We start from the raw sequence: 17,948 nt of genomic DNA, 5'->3' as shown, positions 1-17,948 counted from the left end.
TTTCTGTTCCTTGTTAAACTTCATTATTTATGCTACTGATTTATGACTCAGCTTTATCTCGATGCAAGTCTTCGTAGAGATACATAAGTTCCTTATCAAAGAGGGAACGCTTCATATCTACGGCAAATTCCCGCACCCGTGCCAAAAGCACATCTGCCTCTTCACTGGAGATTTCTTTACCGTACTCATTGCGGAACTTTGCTTTAATCGCTGCGGTGCCTGAGTGTTTCCCAATCACAATCTGCCGCTCTAAGCCGACTTCCTCCGGCTTAAACACTTCATAAGTAAGGGGATTTTTCAACGCACCATCGGCATGAATTCCTGATTCATGAGCAAACATGTTACTGCCCACGATGGCTTTCCACACAGGAACGGAGCGGCCAGATGCTCTAGCCACAAATTCAGAAACCTCCACGAAGCGCTCCGTGGCAAAGTTCAGATCGATTCCCACTAAATGTTTGAGGGCCATGACGACTTCCTCCAGAGCGGCATTGCCTGCTCGTTCTCCTAAGCCGTTGACAGTTACACCGATATGTGAAGCCCCGGCTTTTACTCCGGCCAAGGCATTGGCAGTAGCCATACCAAAGTCGTTATGAGTGTGCATCTCGATATCGATATCCACACTCTTCTTTATTTGGGCAATCCGATCAAAGGTTTTAAAGGGTTCGAGTATTCCCACCGTATCGCAATAACGAAGTCGGTTTGCGCCGGCATTCTTAGCCTGGCGGGCAAATTCTAAAAGAAAATCCATATCTGACCGGGAAGCGTCTTCTGCATTCACCGATATGTAAAGTCCATTCTTCTTGGCGAATTCAGTGGCCTTAACCATTCTCTCAAGGACATCCTCGCGAGTGGTCATGAGTTTATGTTCGATATGGATGTCCGAAGTGGAAATAGAAATTGCCACAGCATCACAACCACATTCGATTGATTTCTGAATATCAGCAACAACCGCTCGGTTCCATCCCATAATGCTAGCTTTTAAGCCCATCTTAACAATATCCTTGATGGCCTTTTGCTCATCGCCACCCATCACCGGAACCCCAGCCTCAATTTGGTCCACCCCAAGATCATCCAGCATCCGGGCAATCATTATTTTCTCCTGATTGGAAAAAACTACGCCTGCGGTTTGTTCCCCATCCCGCAATGTCGTGTCCACAATGGTTAGTTTTCTTTCTACCACGACTACTTCAGCTCCTTAGCCTTTAAAGCAATATATTTATCGAACTTAATACTAACATAAACTAGAAATTTTTAAACTAATCTAGATTATAAATACTGTATACTTCAAAGAAGATCCCTAGCGACCCTCAAGCGTAGCTTAACATACAGTAGAGAGCGATTTGCGCGGAAGGGTGTAAAGCGGACGCCGTTTCCGTAGCATTAACGGAGCCACGGTTTACATCAGGTATTACCCGGAGGTTTGGCGACGAAAGTGTCCGGTGGACATTTTCGCCGAGGCGGAATCCACAGATGATGCTTACCCGCCGAGGATTTTGCTACGGAAACAAGCACGCTAGCCCTGGAGCGCCTGAGCACGTGATTCTCCGATAAAGAAACCATCCGGTGAATGGTTTCAGGAGATCACGCCCGAAGGTCGCGGAAGTATGTTAAGCTACACGACCCAAAGCTACAGTTTCGAAAGCTGTTCCTTCAGCAAGCTATTGACAACCCCAGGATTGGCCTGACCCTTCGTAGCCTTCATTAGCTGGCCCACAAGGAAGCCGATGGCTTTTTCTTTACCCGCCTTGAAGTCTTCCACGGATTGGGGATTAGCGGCAATCACTTCATCGACAATCTTAAGTAGGGCACCGGTATCACTGATTTGAGCCAGACCCTTTTCCTTGACAATGACTTCCGGGTCTTGTCCGGTTGCAAACATGTCTTCAAGGACGGTTTTTCCGATCTTACCGCTAATGGTTCCTTTGTCGATGATGGTCAGGAGCTCCGCCAATTGCTTGGGCCTCACCGGGGATTCCTCCACCCTGATTTGCTGCGCATTCAGAAGTCGGGTCAATTCACCCATGACCCAGTTGGCCAAGGTTTTGGCCTCTCCATAATTCTGCAGAGCCTCATCAAAATAATCCGACAGTTGCTTGGACGCGGTAAGGACGCCAGCATCATACTCCGTGAGTCCTAATGATGTATAGCGTTCCCGACGCACCGCAGGCATTTCAGGCAGGGTTTGGCGAATTTCCTCCACCCACTCCCGACTGATGACCAAGGGCACCAAATCCGGCTCAGGGAAGTAGCGATAATCATGAGCTTCTTCCTTGGAACGCAAGGAAAGGGTGACTCCTTGGCCTTCGTCCCAGGTACGTGTTTCCTGCACGACAGCTTGCCCCTTATCCAAAAGTTGCGCTTGTCGCTCAATCTCATATTCTAAGCAACGCCGTACCGAGCTAAAAGAGTTAAGGTTTTTCGATTCTGTCCGGGTGCCGAATTCTAGCTGACCGAGGGGACGCAGAGAGACATTGATATCAAAACGTACCGAGCCCTGTTCCATCCGGCAATCCGAGACCTCCGTGTATTGAATGGTCCTGACCAGCTCTTCTAAAAAGCCCACTACATCGGGAATCGAACGCATATCCGGTTCGGAAACAATCTCCAAGAGCGGTACCCCGGTCCGGTTATAATCCACAAAGGATTCTTGAGAAGTGGAAATAGTGGCGCCGCTGTGCACCAGCTTTCCCGCATCATCCTCCATATGAGCCCGGGTGATCCCGACCCGCTTCGTCTTTCCTTCTACTTCATAGTCGAGCCAGCCCTGCTTACAGATGGGCAGGTCGTATTGGGAGGTTTGGAAGTTCTTCGGGGCATCAGGATAAAAGTAGTTTTTACGGTCGAACTTGGAGAAGTCAGCGATTTCGCAGTTCAAAGCTAGCCCCGCTTTAATCGCCAGATTGACGACTTCCTTGTTGAGGACCGGTAATACCCCAGGCAAACCTAGGCAAACAGGACAAACATGGGTATTTTGCTCCCCACCAAACTCCGTGGAGCAATTGCAGAAAATCTTGGTCTTCGTGGCGAGCTCCACATGAACTTCCACTCCGCAGACCATTTCATAACGATCAAAGGCCTTCATTACTTTGCCCCTCCTTGACTCAAGCTTGGTTTCACAGTATGGAAGGAGGTGTTTTTTTCAAAAGCATACCCTGCCTTATAGAGGGTTCCCTCCGCAAAATGTTTGCCCATCAGCTGCATTCCCACCGGCAGTCCATCCACAAAACCCGCCGGCATCGATAAAGCAGGAATTCCTGCCAAATTAATGGGGACAGTGCACACATCGGACAGATACATGGTCAGAGGGTCAGAAGATTTTTCCCCAATCCGAAAAGCGGTTGTGGGGGTAGTCGGGGAAAGCAGTACATCATATTTTTCAAAAGCTTGGTCAAAATCCCGCACGATTAAGGTGCGTGCCTTCTGGGCTTTTAAATAATAGGCATCATAATAACCGGCACTTAACGCATAAGTTCCCAGCATAATCCGGCGCTTCACCTCTGAGCCGAAACCTTCGGCCCTGGTTTTGCAAAACATGCTGAGGATATCCTCTGGGGATTCTGTGCGATGCCCATAACGAACCCCATCATAGCGCGCCAAGTTAGAGCTGGCTTCTGCTGTAGCAATCAAATAGTAGGCCGGCATGGCATATTCCGTATGGGGTAAGGAGCATTCCTCAACGATTGCTCCGAGACTTTCATAGGTACGGATAGCCTCCCGAAGGACGGTTTCAACCTGGGGATCCATTCCTTGACCAAAGTATTCCTGAGGCACCCCGATGCGTAGCCCCCGAATATCTTCTGTTAAAGAACGAGTATAATCTGGCTTCGCCAAGGACACGGAAGTGGAATCCTTGGCATCATGCCCGGCAATGGCATTGAGAACCCAAGCATTATCCGCCACCGTTTTGGTCACTGGGCCGATTTGATCCAAGGATGAAGCATAGGCAATGAGTCCATAGCGAGACACCAACCCATAGGTGGGCTTTAAGCCGACGACGCCGCAAAAAGCCGCGGGCTGCCGAATCGAGCCCCCTGTATCGGAGCCGAGTGTAAATACCGCTTGATCGGCCGCCACAGCAGCCACCGAACCCCCCGAAGATCCTCCCGGTACCCGTTCAAGATCCCAAGGATTGCGAGTAGCAAAAAATCCTGAGTTTTCTGTGGAGGAGCCCATGGCGAATTCGTCCATATTGAGCTTGCCTAAAAGAACGGCACCGGCATCCTTGAGTTTATCGGTCACTGTCGCATTGTAGGGCGGGATAAAATTGTCTAAGATTTTTGAGGAGCAAGTGGTCCGAATGCCCTCTGTACAGAGATTGTCTTTGAGAGCCATGGGAATTCCCTCAAGTGCTCCGAGCTTTTCTCCTCGCGCCAGCTTTTCATCCACAGCCTTCGCCTGTTCGAGAGCTGTTTTCTTGGTTACCGTGATAAAGGCTTTAATCTCAGGGTCTACTGATTCTATTCTAGCTAAGAACCCCTGGGCAAGCTCTGTGGCACTGATGGCCTTGCTTTCTAAAAGCTCGTGCAGCTCCCCAATCGTTCGCGTCGTTATCTCCATGAAGTCTATTTCCCCTTCCCCAATTAAACAATCCGCGGTACTTTAAAGAAGCCGCCTTCAGCTTGCGGCGCATTGCCGAGTACTTTCTCACGATCCATAGAGGGCTGCACTTGATCTTCACGCAGCACATTATGTAAAGGAACAGCATGAGCCGTGGGTTTAATATCATCCGTATTGAGCTTCTCTAGCATAGCTGCATAGTCGAGGATGGAATTCAACTGTTCGGTATTTGTAATCAGCTCTTCCTCCGTCAATTCCAAGCGAGCAAGCAATGCTACATGTTCGATTTCTTCCCGTGATATCTTCACTTTTTTCCACCATCCTACATATATTTACTCTACAAAATTAAGCCAAGTAAGAGCTACTCGACCTAAATTATGATAATTGATAGTGTAGCAAAACCAAGCCCTTAGGGCAACAGCTTAGCAAATTCCTCTTCCGTCAAGACGGGGATTCCCAATTCTTTAGCTTTCGTTAACTTTGAACCCGCCTTTTCCCCAGCCACCACAAAGGCTGTTTTCTTGCTGACACTGCTGGCGGCCTTGCCACCATGCTCTTCGATGAGCTGTTCAGCAAATTGACGATCCCAGTGTTCCAAGGAGCCCGTGACCACGATGCTCATACCAGCGAAAACCTGTGCCTTCGTGGAGCGCTGAGCGGTCATATCCACTCCGGCCTGACGAAGCTTGGCCAAGAAGCTGTGAGTGCTCTCTTGTTGGAAGAATCGAGCAATACTTTGGGCCATGGCCGGACCGATGTCCGGGATCCCCTGCAGTTCTTCACTGCTGGCTTTTGCTAATTCATCCATGGTTCCGTATTTTTGCGCTAAAATCTTACCAGCCTTCTCTCCCACATGGCGAATTCCCAAACCAAAAATCAAAGGTGCCAGACCTCGTTCCTTACTCTGAACGATAGCATTTAAAAGATTTTCGGCGGACTTCTTCCCCATCCGCTCCAGTTCTACCAGAGCATCAAACTCTAAGGAATATAGATCCGCTGCATCTTTGATCAATCCGGCCTCGAGGAGCTGATAAATCACTGCCGGACCCAGTCCATCGATATTCATGGCATCTCGAGAGACAAAATGAATGATGGCCTCTCGCTGCTGAGCCGGACAGGTGATACTGGTACAGCGGTGGGCTGCTTCTCCCTCTTCGCGGATGACCGGGCTTTGGCACTCGGGACAGAGCTCAGGCATCGTGAAGACTCGTTCCTCTCCGGTTCGCTTTTCCGGTAGGGATTTGACCACTTCAGGAATTACATCCCCGGCCTTCTGAATCAAGACATGATCCCCAATCCGAATATCTTTGGCTTGAATATTGTCTATATTATGCAGGGTCGCCCGACCCACGGTAGATCCCGCTACAAAAACAGGGGTTAAATTGGCTGTAGGGGTGAGAACCCCTGTCCGCCCTACCCGTATAACAATATCCTCGATAATGGTTTCCACCTGCTCGGCAGGAAATTTAAAGGCAATCGCCCAGCGGGGGCTTTTTGCTGTAAAGCCCAGCTCCTGCTGTTGAGCGATATCGTTTACCTTGATAACTAGTCCGTCGATATCGTAAGGAAAGCTATGGCGGGTTTCAGCCATTTCTTCACAATAACGGATTACTTCTTCAATCTCTGCGAAGATCTCATATTCCGGATTGACCGAGAATCCAAGTGCCTTGAGATAATCCAGCACAGCAGTCTGTGATGCCAATCCCATCTCTTGGGGAAGTAAAACTTGATATGCAAAATACCCCAATTTACGCTGTGCAGTAATCTTGGAGTCCAGTTGACGCAAAGAACCGGCAGCGGCATTGCGAGGATTGGCAAAAAGGGCTTGACCGGCTTCTTCACGATCTTGGTTCAGTCGCAGGAAGGAGGCCTTCGGCATATAGCCTTCCCCCCGTACATCTAAGCGTGGAGCAAATTGGCGGAGTCGCAAGGGAATCGCGGAGATGGTTTTGACATTGGTGGTAATCTCTTCTCCCACTTCGCCGCTTCCTCGGGTTGCCCCGCGCATAAGCACCCCGTCTTCATAGGTTAAAGCCACTGTTAAACCATCAATTTTAAGTTCCACCACATATTCAACTTTGGCAAATACTGAACGAACCCTGCGATCGAACTCCCTGAGGTCCCCGGCATTAAAAGCGTTATCCAAGCTTAGGAGAGCTTCGGCATGACGAACTTCCGGGAATTTCTTACTGATTACCCCCCCGACCCGTTGGGACGGCGAATCGGGTGCCAGTAACTCCGGATGGTCTTTTTCCAAGGAAATGAGTTCCTGCATGAGGGCGTCATATTCCGCATCGCTTAGGGTGGGTTGGTCTAGGCCATGGTATTGATAATTGGCTTCTTCAATCTGCTGAATTAAAGCACGAATTCGTTGAGCCACATCGGACATAAAATGTCCTCCCTCCTAGAAAAATCGAATATAGACAATTTACAGCCGGTAGTCCTTGGGCAAATAGGATACCTACAGGTAAAGCTTATGTAAAAATCCGAGTGGACTATAGATAGCGTTGCGGGTCACCCTCACAACGCTATCTATAGTCTAACCGTTATCGAAGAAAGTACTTAGATAATGGCGGAACAACTTGCTTCTTCCGTGATAATACCCCAGGCAGGAAGATGCTTCCATTTTCTAAGGGTTTATCAAAAGCCTTAGCTATTTCTTCGGGCTGGGCACTGCTGATAAATAACTCCGTATTTTCTTCAATCAAATCCGTTACCATCAGCATGAGATAATTCATCGCCCGTTGGCCGCGCAGCTCTTCAAGTCTTTGGGATAATTCGACACGCAATTGGTCAAGTCCTTCAATCCCCATGACGCTGAACTGGCCGATGCCCATGCGTAAATCTCCCATGGTAAATTCCTTAAGGTCCTCTTCGATTAACTCATCCACCCTGCGTTCCCCGAGGTTGGAGGCAGCCTTGAACATCTGCACCCCAAATTCCTTAGGATCTACTCCGGCCAGATCAGCCAGATACGCAGCTATCTCTTTATCCCTATCCGTGCAGGTCGGGGATTTAAAAATGACGGTATCGGATAAAATAGCCCCGAGCATGATTCCGGCTATGGCCTTATCGGGAACAATCCCCCAATCCCGATAGCTTTTGGCGACAATTGTACAGGTTGAGCCCACTGGCTCGTTGCGGAATAAGATAGGTTCGCCGGTTTGGATGCCACCCACCCGATGATGATCTACCACTTCAAGAATCTGCGCCTGGTCTGCTCCAACGACTGCTTGACCCAATTCATTGTGATCCACGAGGATCACTTTTTTGCGGCTTAAGCTTAAGAGATGGTAGCGGCTAATCAAACCGACAACCTTACCCTGCTCATCGAGAACGGGATAATTACGGTAGCGAGTTTGCAGCATCTTATCTTTGACTTCCGAAATAAGATCATCTTCGTTAAAGGAGATAATCCCTTCGGTCTTCATGGCACTTTGTACGGGTGCGGTCATGGGGAGAAGGCGGGCTGCCGTAAAGGTATCATGAGGCACCGAGATGACCACACTGTTACTTTGACGAGCTAGTTCCTCTATCTCTGGGGTTAGGGTTGCGCCCCCGGTCAAGATGAGGGCAGAGACTCCCTGGCGCAGTGCAATTCTTTGCGCCTTTTCACGGTCTCCCATCAGCACGATATCACCGGTTCCCACATAGGACTCCAGAGACTCATGACGCATTGCCCCAACATAGACCTTGCCACAAAGCTCCTGCTCTTCATCTCCGGCCAAGAGTGAACCGTTCAAGGAACGAACGACATTTTTAGCTGAGACATGAAGAGGGCTCAAATCATAATCAGCCATGTTCTCAATATAAGAACCGGATAAATCACCGACGGTAATCATGCCCATCATCTGTTCTTTCTTATCCACTACGGGGAGAGTTTTTTGGTTCTTTTCCTGCATGATCTTCCAGACTTCTAATAGAGAGGTCTTGGGCCCTACCGTCGGAATGGGGCCACTGAGCAAATCCTTTACTCGCAGATGAAGATCTTTTATGAGCAACGGAGCTTCCACCCCGAAGGAATTTAACACAAATTCCGTCTCCCGGTTGATTTTTCCGGCACGGCAAGGGATTACCTGGCTCATTCCTAAGCGTTCCTTTAAACGGGAGTAGGAAATGGCGGCACAGATGGAATCTGTATCTGGATTTCGATGGCCTATTACATATACTTTTTCTGGCATGGTAAAAACTATCCTTTCATTCTAGGTCGGGTAGCTTTTCTTATAGCTTCATTAGCTTGGCATATTCTGCGATAAGTTTCTTTATCTCACCACCAAAGACTACCGAAAGCTCAGCAGAGCTTCCTTCCCCTTTGATCGCTACGATCACACCTTTGCCGAATTTGGCATGCTCCACTTTTTCTCCTACTTTGTAATCGAGGCCGGGAGCGTCCATGATAGGATTGCCAATATTCCTTTCCCCCACTCGCCAAGGGGAGACTTCTGAGGTCGTGCTACCTGCGCTTACTGTGGCGGGGCGAGGTTTTTGCATGCGCTTAGTTGGGGGATCGATGGGGTCTCTATCCACTAGAATCTGGGTCGGAATCTCTTGAAAAAACTCCGAAGGACGGTTGTACTGTGTCCTGCCATAAAGCATCCGTTGTTGGGCATAGCTGAGATATAAACGTTCCCGAGCACGGGTAATCGCCACATAGCAAAGTCGCCGTTCTTCCGCCAGTAGCACGGGGTCAAGCATCGAACGACTGCTGGGGAAGATTCCTTCCTCCATCCCTCCTATGAAAACTACTGGGAACTCCAAGCCTTTGGCACTGTGAATGGTCATCATAACCACTGCCTCGTCCCCTTGGTCTAAGGTGTCGATTTGAGCAACTAAGGATACCTGCTCGAGAAAACCTGCCAAACCGGGGCGAACGGCTTCTTCCATCCCCTCCACTTCCACGGTTTCCTCATATTGATCGGCTTTCTCATCGTACTCGGCGGTAACGGATAAGAACTCGCGGATATTTTCCTGCCGCGCTTCGGCTTCCGGGGATTTATCGCCTATCAGATTATCCCAATAGCCTGTGCGTTTTAAAATTTCTTCTACTAATCGGGTGACTGAACTTTCCTCAACAGCGAGGGTTTTAAGCTCTTGCATCAGCTGAGCAAATGCCAACAAAGGCTTCTTAGCTCGTGTTTGGAGTTCCGGAATATAGTTCGCTTCCATGATTGCATCTAGTACCGGCATTTCCTGTTCTGTGGCATAGTCTAATATTTTTTCTAAAGTGCTCTCCCCTAGTCCTCGCTTAGGGACATTTAAGACTCGGGAAAAGCTCACTTGATCGGCTGGGTTATGGAGTATTCGCAGATAAGCCAAAATATCCTTAATTTCCATACGCTCATAGAACTTTAGTCCTGAGAATATTCGATAAGGAATGCCTTCCCGCATAAAACGTTCTTCCACTACACGGGATTGCGCATTGGTACGATAAAGTACGGCAAAATCGTTGAAGCGACGGCCTTCCACATTGAGCAAGCGCTGGATCCGCTCCGCCATATAGCGAGCCTCATCGTGTTCATTTTCCGATACATAATAGACAATGGGCTGGCCGTCTTCATTATCCGTCCATAAGGATTTCTCTTTACGCTCAGTATTGTTTTGCACCACGGCATTGGCCGCCTGCAGAATGCTTTTGGTTGAACGATAGTTCTGTTCCAACTTCAAGACCTTGGCTTCCGGATAATCCCGCTCGAAGTCTAAGATATTCTTGACATCCGCTCCTCGAAACATGTAGATGGATTGGTCATCATCTCCGACTACACAAAGATTGCGGTACTTCTTAGCCAAAAGATTGATTAAGGCATATTGCGCATGGTTCGTGTCCTGATATTCATCGACCAAAATATAGCGAAATTTATCTTGATACTGAGCCAGTACCTCAGGGTTTTCTCGGAATAACCGAACCGTCAGCATAATAATATCATCAAAGTCCAAAGCATTATTACCGATAAGCTTTTTTTGATAAAGATTATATACACTTTCGACCTTTTGTTCGAAGTAATCGGTCGCCCGACGCGAAAAATCATCTGGGGTCTGTAACTTATTCTTGGCATCACTAATGGTAGATAATATGGCACGCGGCGCAAATTTCTTTTCGTCGAGAGCGAGCTCCTTCATACAGGATTTAACTACCGCTAATTGATCCCCACTGTCATATATGACAAAGCTCCGAGAATATCCCGGTAGATAGCCGATTTCGTTTCTTAAAATGCGCACACAAGCAGAGTGAAAGGTGGCGACCCAAAGTCCTCTTCCTTCACTACCCACTAAACTGTACACGCGCTCTCTCATTTCCTGAGCCGCTTTATTGGTAAAGGTAATCGCTAGGATATTCCATGGATCAATTCCTTGAGCAATCAAATGGGCAATCCGATAGGTTAAAACGCGGGTTTTTCCTGAACCTGCCCCAGCTAATATCAACAAGGGACCCTCCCGGTGTTCCACCGCTTGACACTGCACCGGATTCAAATCCTCTAATCTATACATCTTCTCTCCACCTCACTATTCAACTTAATATTATATCATAGGAGGGAAGCTTGTCTTATATTTTTTTTGGATTAGCTAAACTGAGCTTATAGAGAGGGACCGTGCGAAAATACTATTCACACGGTCCCACAAACGTTTCTATGAAGTTTTCTGCGCTAATCCTTACTTACTCAAAAGCATATTTTCCGGCAGCATCAATGGTGATCTTATTGTCAAGAACTAACACATTGGTATAGCCTTCAGACTTAAGATGAGCTTGAGCAACTTTAGCACGAGCACCTACTGCGCAATGAACTAAGACTAAAGCATCTTTATTGGGGATAGCTGTGTTAATTTTAGCGATTGTAGCAGGATGATCCACAGTGAATTGATCTCTGACCCCAAAGTTCAAAGCACCTTCGATATGTCCTTTATCGTATTCTGCTTTGTCACGAGCGTCAACGACATAATAGTCCTTACCGATTGTTCCTTGCATTTTAGCAACCCATGCATCGGGTTTGAGTTGTTCAGAGCTACCAGTGATTTTAGTTGCACCAAAGTAGCCTTTAGTATCAAATGCGGTCCATCCATCTAATGCAAACGTGTTGACATAGCCTTTATCTAAGAAAGCTTGGAGATTCTTTTTCGCACGTCCACCGGACTTGCAGTGAATTAAGACAACAGCATCCTTAGAAATACCTTGTAATTTTTCATCGATAACATCGGTGTTTCCCGTGCCGAGTGTAGCGTTAGCGTCGATATTGATTGAGCCTTCTAAAGCTTTTTCTAATTTGATTTCGTCGGGAGTTCTTAAATCAACGATATAGTAGTCTTTGTTAATGGTTCCTGTCATCTTGGCTGACCAGGCATCCCAGGCTAAGGTATTGGACTCTAAAGTCGCTGTAGCGGCGGGTTTCTCAGGCTCTGGGGTCTGTGTTTGCTGTGCTGGTTCTTTAGCTGGTGGAGCGGCAGCCGGTGCTGCAGATCCACAACCCGTGACTAGACTAAGTGTCAGTAGTAAGGAAATGATCAGTGTTAGAGCTTTTGATTGTTTTAACATTCTTTTTCCCCCTTTTTTATTTAAACCAACTCTTTAGGAGTCAATTTAATTCGGAAGCCGCTGTGACACATGAATACTCTATGGTCTGGGTGTTATCAATCGTAGAGCAAGCAAATATCTGGAGAGCCTTCTCTAATTCGTTAAGAACTGCCAAGTAAATGCTACTGTCGACTGGTAAATCTGCAAGAGCTTTATACAAGTCCGGGAGCCAATCCAAATGGTCTTGACAGAACTGCTGGGCCTCCTTAACAAAACCGTTGCCCACGAGGAAAGCTAAAAGTTCTAAGAGAATCGAGAGATGATCCGGCATCATGTTGTATTCTATAGGTAGCTCTAATTCAAAGGCCTGCAGAAGATGTCGAACATGTTGAGCTGAATCCCCCATGAGATACCCTTTTTGATGTTTAAACGGGACTTGATAACTCCCATCTAAGGTCCATTGCTTATAAATGGATTCAATGGGAGGGGCAAAGGGTTTGCGGGCTCCTAAAAAGCAATGATTATATAGGGCAACCCACTCCTCGTATGTCGGGGCATCCTTTTTAAGCTCACTAGCAATCGGATAACCTACTTTTTGACTGAGTTCACTAATCTGCTGATCGACCTGCCCACTGCGGACCGACTCGCAGAATTCTTGGTCTGGAAAGGTGAAGAATTCTGCAAAAACTGAAAATAGGTCATAAAAAGCCTGCTGGGAAATACCGGAATAGCTCATGTTCTCACCTTCTATCTAGCTTAATGATGAGTGTCCAAAGAGAGTTTGCTTTCAGCGAAATCAAACATCAGAATGACGAAGCCAATTACCCCGATGATCAAAGACCATTCACTCCAGGTTGGAGAATAAGCATTCCACGTTCCTACAGCCAAGGCCGTAGCATCCGTAATTTGTAGGGGAACCACTTGTCCTGCGTAGACGAAGTCCAACCGCGAGAAGAGTAAACCGAGCATGGCCAATAGTGCAGCTGCGAAGGACTTGCCCAGAGAGGTGAATTTGGATTGAGATAAGATAAATAAGGGGGCCACGACACCCATTAGCACTTCCATAACCCAGAAGGGTATCGCCATGGGGCCCGACACCATGGATTTAGCTGCTTCAGCGACGGCCAGATTCTCACTGCCCAAGGCTGTTCCTAACTTGATCCCTTGGAAAACAGCAAAGACAATCAAAGCACCGGCCAGTATCTTACTTAAGGATTGAATTAAATCCTTACGCTGAGCTTGATCACGATAAGAGTTATCCTTAGAAAGATAGCTTATAATGGTCAGAACTGCAGCTCCGGAAACAATTGCCGATATCACCATGTAGATTGGATAGTAGTAGCCATCCCAGAATCCCCGTGCATACGTATAAGAGAAGACTCGGCCCAAATTAATGATGGCTGATAATTTGACCAAAAGGGATACATAGGCGATCCCCGTAGCCACCTTATGGTTGTCTTTCATGGTGAAGTAAAACTCCCCAAAGAGCAGAATCAGATAAGCTCCATAGAAGGCACCCATCCAGAAGATAGGGCTGTCCAAGTTAGGGGAAAACAGTAGGTAAATCAATTTAAAAGGATTTGAAAGTTCTACTGCCAACACGATAAAGGCAGAAAGAAGCAAGAGAATCGAAGCCAATAAGGATCGTTTGGAAAGGACTTCGAATTTTTTAATCCGAAACACATGGCCTAAGGAACCGACTAGACCCGTACCTGTAGCAGCTACTGCAAAAAAAACATATCCGGAGATCAAAGCTCCCCATGGGACATCGGGAGTGACTCCAAAGGCATGCTCCCCACTGATGAAGTATTTATTGATAGAGCCGAGCAGAGCAAAGGCCACTAACACCAGGGAGAGATAGGTCCATAAGCTTTTCTGATACTTTCTTTTCTCCATGGGCGCACCTCCTAAACTCTTTTACTTTTGGCGTAATAAATTCGCGGCTTGGTATGGAGATCAGCCCGCAACTGAACTACTTCTTGCGTCGTCAAAACCTTATGAAGTGGACTATCAGGATCATCCAAATCCCCAAAGATTCGGACACCATTCATGCAGGTCGAAACGCAGGAAGGAGTCTCCCCGTTGACTACATATTCAGCACAGAAACGGCACTTTTCCGGAACCCCATGCTCATTGATAACACGAGCATTATAGGGACACGCTACCATGCAATACTTGCAGCCAATGCATTTATTCGCATCGATTAGGACTATGCCATCTTCCCGCTTATAGGTAGCGCCTGTAGGACATACCTTTTGGCAGGGAGCATCATCGCAATGCTGACATTGAACTGGTACAATCGTCCGCTTAACATGGGGATACTGACCTGTTTCCTGTTCAATCAAGCTGTTGAAATTCATATTTGGTGGTAAACCCCACTGCATTTGACAAGCAATACGGCAAGCATTACAGCCTGTGCATTTATCGGGGTCAATGAACATCACATAATTGGCCATCATTTACCCCCCTTGGCAATGGTCACGATACATTCTTGTCCCATGACATGACCGGTCTTTTTATCCACTCGAGCAGGAATAAAGTCGTTGTAATTTACCCCTTTACCATACCCGATTTCTAATTTTTCTGAGTAGGTTCCGTAGGTGGAAGGTACCCATACACAATCGGGATGAAGCCCTTCTGTGGCATGAATCTGTACCTGTTTGGAGGTGATATCGCTCTTCACTGTAGCCCAGTCTCCTTCTTGGAGTCCTAACTCTGCAGCTCGGGAACGATTCATCCACATATAGGTTCCCTTTTTCTCTTCCGTTATGGACATCAGATAGGGGTTATTGGTTGTCATAATGTGGGAATGCCAAGGCTGCTTGCCATGAATCAGGCGGAACTCGTTGGCTGCTTGAGGTTTCACCAAGGGTGGTACCCAAGTAGGAACACCTTGATATCCTTCTTTACGCCAGGCACCAATAGAGAACTCAATCTTACCTGTGAACGTATTAAAATGTATTCCTTCATCCTTAGGCAGAACTGAAGGCATGAGCTCAATGCAACCTTTTTCCCTGAGTTGCTCCACGGTAATTCCTAGAGGTCCAAGAGCTACTTCTAGCTCCTCTTCGACAGTGTAGCCATAAAGATTTTCAATCCCGTAAGCCTTGGTTAAGCCTTGCATAATATCCAACAAACCAAGACTTGAGGTTGTGCTCTCCAGGGCTTTAAAGCGGGTAGCTACTTGAGCTGCCGGCCAATACACATTGCCGTTGATGACCTTAGGGTGTTCAGTCCGCTCAAGATAGTGATTCTCGGGGAGGATATAATCGGCGGTATATAAGGATGTCTCATTCCAATCTAAGGGTATGCTCACAACAAGATCGGCATTTTTAATCCCCTTTTGATATTCCGGCTCAGGTGCTGAACGTAAGGGATTGTATGAATAGAAGAAAACGATCTTCGCTGTTCCCTTTTCAATCATATCGGGAATCCGCTGGGGAATTCCACGGGAGGCCTCGACTAAGGGGTACTGTCCGGCGACTCCCGCACCATCGGCACGAGGTCCTTTGACAGCTGAAGGTCCGTAATAAGTAGCTTCCGGATGCCCAAAGGTCGTGCTGGCAGCTGGGAATAATCCACCCGCTTTCCAATAGTTCCCGAGGAGAGCGTTGATAATGATATTGAGCATGGCCGTTTCATTGGAATTTTGGTAATGAGCGGCAAGTCCGTGATAACCTGGATCCAAGAAGGCCTGAGGGGCATTATCGGCAAGACCGTGGGCGATTTCCCAAATCTTATCCGCTGGTATGCCGCAGATCCCCGCCGCTTTCTCAGCGTCAAAGTCCTTATTATGCATCCAGAATTCATCAAACCCAAAAACATACTCCTGAACAAATTTCTTATCGTAGAGCTCTTCGGAAATAAGGGTATGGGCAATTCCCAAATAGAATGCCAAGTCTGTTCCCGGTCTGATGGGGATCCATTCGTCGGCGATGGTCGCTAATTCACAGAAACGGGGGTCTACCACGACAATTTTCGATCCTTTAGTTTTGGCCTCCGTGATGCGGCTCATGGCGGCAGGGATAATACCTCCCGCATAGTTTCTCCCGACAAAGAGCATATACTTGGCCTGATCGAAGTCCGAATTATACATGCCGCCGACCATGTTCTGCCAGATGTTCGTCTTGGCTGTAAAACAGGTAGCATAGTGGGTAATGTAATTGGCGGAGCCAATAATATCCATAAATTGCTGAGCATAGGTTTCCTTACCACCGTGGCAGGCCCAAACGAATTTATCGCCACCATGCTCCTCAACGATGTCCTTCATTTTGGTTCCAACCTCTTGGAATGCTTCCTCCCAAGTGATGGGTTGGAAATTATTTTTGTCATCAACGCGCTTCATCGGTTGGGTTACCCGTCCTGGATTATAGACATTTTGGGCAATCCCATGAGCACGCGCACAAAGATGACCTCTTGACTTTATATGGGTTTTATTGCCTTCGACCTTCCAAAGTCTGCCGTTTTTTACTGAAGCCCATACTCCGCAATAACTGGAGCAGCCATTGCAAAGGCTCGGAACGCGAGTTATCTCCCCGTCTTTGGCATTTTCAGCAAAAACCTTAAAGTCCATCTCCAAAGCTTGGGGCAACGCAACGGCAGTGGTGGTCGCAGCGGCAAGTTTTATAAATGATCGGCGTGATAGTAGCTGCATTAACCTTCCCTCCTTATCTCAATAATTCATCAACCACAACCCGCAGCACCCGCACTTGGCTGTACATAGTTCAGCGGTATTAATTCATAGTAATCTTTAACTAGGTTGCCTACCGGTGCAACCCCTGTGATTTGTTCATCTTCACTCCAATAACTCATCCCGTATTTCAGAGCTACGCTATCATAACCCAAGGTCACTAAGCTGCGAGCTCCCAAACTTGCGTCCATGCCATCATAACCAATCAAAACAATGCGACGGTCTAAGGGAAGTGTCTTCACTTTGTCGGAACTGGCCAAATCCGCAAGGGGAATATTAACCGATCCTTCAATGTGTCCCAGTTGATAATGCTGAGGTTCCCGAATATCAACCAAGTAGGTCGATCCTGATCCTTGTTGGATTTCACTAGCCAGGTCTTCGGCTGTAACTACCCCTTTATAATTGCGATCTAAATACACACGGGTAGTTTCAGTGATATACTCATCCGTTCTTTTCTCCGGATATTTAATCTCCGGCACAGTATCATTCGCTGGGCTAATGACTTCTGATCCCGTAACTAGAGGATATTTCAAAGGTTGAACGGGAAAAGCCTCATATCCCCTCGGTGAATCTTCTTGGGTCCAGCTTTGAATGCCATAGAGCAACGGTACTGCCTTGAACCCTAGCTGACTCCATGTAGCGGCAGTTTGGGCAGCCTGATGCCCATTGTAATCGATTACTACGATGTTTTTGTCTTTGGGCAGACTTTCTAAGCGTTCAGGATTAGACGTCTGGGCATAAGGAACACATACAGATCCCTTAATATTACTGTTGACAAAATCTTGATTAGCACGGATATCGACTAAGAAGTAATCCGCATTTTTTTGCTCAATAATCTCATAAAGCTCCTCAGGTGTCATGGCACCGATTTCCCCATGGGCGAGATAATCATCCACAATCTGTCTGACGGATTCAAACTGGTCGACCATCGGTAATTCTTGATCAACCGTCGGGTTAACGCTTGTTGCTGTAATATCTTGAGTTTGAACTGTACCAGAGCATCCAGCCATGCTTAGCGCAAGCAATAACACTCCCAACAACACTCCAAATGAAATCCGCTTTTTCATTGGCTACCCCCTCCTTTTAAACTTCTTGTGATCGTATTCACATAAGGGTTTAGTAGAACCATCAGAACAGTCAGAATTCTATAATGGTTTTATAATTCCACTTATGTAACATTTCACAACTTCTATT

13 protein-coding genes are annotated in these 17,948 nt (G+C 47.2%); all 13 read right to left on the bottom strand.

All coding sequences use genetic code 11. The annotated features are described in order from the left end of the window. Positions 1 to 40: 40 nt before the first annotated feature. Positions 41 to 1,183 (bottom strand): homocitrate synthase, encoded by a 1,143-nt coding sequence (gene nifV, locus DESDI_RS06120; protein ID WP_015261771.1) that lies wholly within the window; start codon positions 1,181 to 1,183, stop codon positions 41 to 43. Positions 1,184 to 1,630: 447 nt separating this feature from the next. Then, positions 1,631 to 3,085: an Asp-tRNA(Asn)/Glu-tRNA(Gln) amidotransferase subunit GatB gene (gene gatB, locus DESDI_RS06115; RefSeq protein WP_015261770.1), complete on the bottom strand. Its 1,455-nt coding sequence runs from the start codon at positions 3,083 to 3,085 to the stop codon at positions 1,631 to 1,633. Beyond that, positions 3,085 to 4,560 carry an Asp-tRNA(Asn)/Glu-tRNA(Gln) amidotransferase subunit GatA gene (gene gatA, locus DESDI_RS06110; RefSeq protein WP_015261769.1) on the bottom strand — a complete coding sequence of 492 codons (1,476 nt, stop codon included), beginning with the start codon at positions 4,558 to 4,560 and terminating at the stop codon, positions 3,085 to 3,087. The genes gatB and gatA overlap by 1 nt, the downstream gene beginning before the upstream one ends. A 23-nt stretch (positions 4,561 to 4,583) precedes the next feature. Next, the gene (gatC, locus tag DESDI_RS06105) at positions 4,584 to 4,868 is read right to left on the bottom strand and encodes an Asp-tRNA(Asn)/Glu-tRNA(Gln) amidotransferase subunit GatC (protein WP_015261768.1); all 285 of its coding nucleotides are present in this window, start codon (positions 4,866 to 4,868) and stop codon (positions 4,584 to 4,586) included. Positions 4,869 to 4,969: 101 nt separating this feature from the next. Continuing rightward, positions 4,970 to 6,949: an NAD-dependent DNA ligase LigA gene (ligA, locus tag DESDI_RS06100; protein WP_015261767.1), complete on the bottom strand. Its 1,980-nt coding sequence runs from the start codon at positions 6,947 to 6,949 to the stop codon at positions 4,970 to 4,972. A 157-nt stretch (positions 6,950 to 7,106) separates the two neighbouring features. After that, the gene (locus DESDI_RS06095) at positions 7,107 to 8,741 is read right to left on the bottom strand and encodes a putative manganese-dependent inorganic diphosphatase (RefSeq protein WP_015261766.1); all 1,635 of its coding nucleotides are present in this window, start codon (positions 8,739 to 8,741) and stop codon (positions 7,107 to 7,109) included. Positions 8,742 to 8,781: 40 nt separating this feature from the next. Continuing rightward, complete coding sequence (gene pcrA / locus DESDI_RS06090) at positions 8,782 to 11,046, bottom strand: DNA helicase PcrA (RefSeq protein WP_015261765.1); 2,265 nt, start codon at positions 11,044 to 11,046, stop codon at positions 8,782 to 8,784. A 166-nt stretch (positions 11,047 to 11,212) separates the two neighbouring features. Further along, positions 11,213 to 12,085, bottom strand: a complete 873-nt coding sequence (locus DESDI_RS06085; protein WP_015261764.1) for a rhodanese-like domain-containing protein — start codon at positions 12,083 to 12,085, stop codon at positions 11,213 to 11,215. Positions 12,086 to 12,125: 40 nt separating this feature from the next. Beyond that, positions 12,126 to 12,800, bottom strand: coding sequence for a TorD/DmsD family molecular chaperone (locus tag DESDI_RS06080; protein WP_015261763.1), 675 nt, complete (start codon positions 12,798 to 12,800; stop codon positions 12,126 to 12,128). A 20-nt stretch (positions 12,801 to 12,820) separates the two neighbouring features. Beyond that, positions 12,821 to 13,960: an NrfD/PsrC family molybdoenzyme membrane anchor subunit gene (nrfD, locus tag DESDI_RS06075; RefSeq protein WP_015261762.1), complete on the bottom strand. Its 1,140-nt coding sequence runs from the start codon at positions 13,958 to 13,960 to the stop codon at positions 12,821 to 12,823. 11 nt (positions 13,961 to 13,971) lie between these two features. Further along, complete coding sequence (locus tag DESDI_RS06070; protein WP_015261761.1) at positions 13,972 to 14,520, bottom strand: 4Fe-4S dicluster domain-containing protein; 549 nt, start codon at positions 14,518 to 14,520, stop codon at positions 13,972 to 13,974. Next, on the bottom strand, positions 14,520 to 16,718 hold the full coding sequence (gene srrA / locus DESDI_RS06065) for a respiratory selenite reductase catalytic subunit SrrA (protein WP_015261760.1): 2,199 nt from the start codon (positions 16,716 to 16,718) through the stop codon (positions 14,520 to 14,522). Before srrA ends, DESDI_RS06070 begins: the two co-directional genes overlap by 1 nt. 29 nt (positions 16,719 to 16,747) lie before the next feature. Then, complete coding sequence (locus DESDI_RS06060) at positions 16,748 to 17,821, bottom strand: rhodanese-like domain-containing protein (protein ID WP_015261759.1); 1,074 nt, start codon at positions 17,819 to 17,821, stop codon at positions 16,748 to 16,750. Positions 17,822 to 17,948: the final 127 nt, after the last annotated feature.

This window comes from Desulfitobacterium dichloroeliminans LMG P-21439 (assembly GCF_000243135.2).
GTDB classification, from domain to species: domain Bacteria; phylum Bacillota; class Desulfitobacteriia; order Desulfitobacteriales; family Desulfitobacteriaceae; genus Desulfitobacterium; species Desulfitobacterium dichloroeliminans.
The sequence above is the reverse complement of the archived record's forward strand: the minus strand, read 5'-3'. Positions and strand labels throughout refer to the sequence as shown.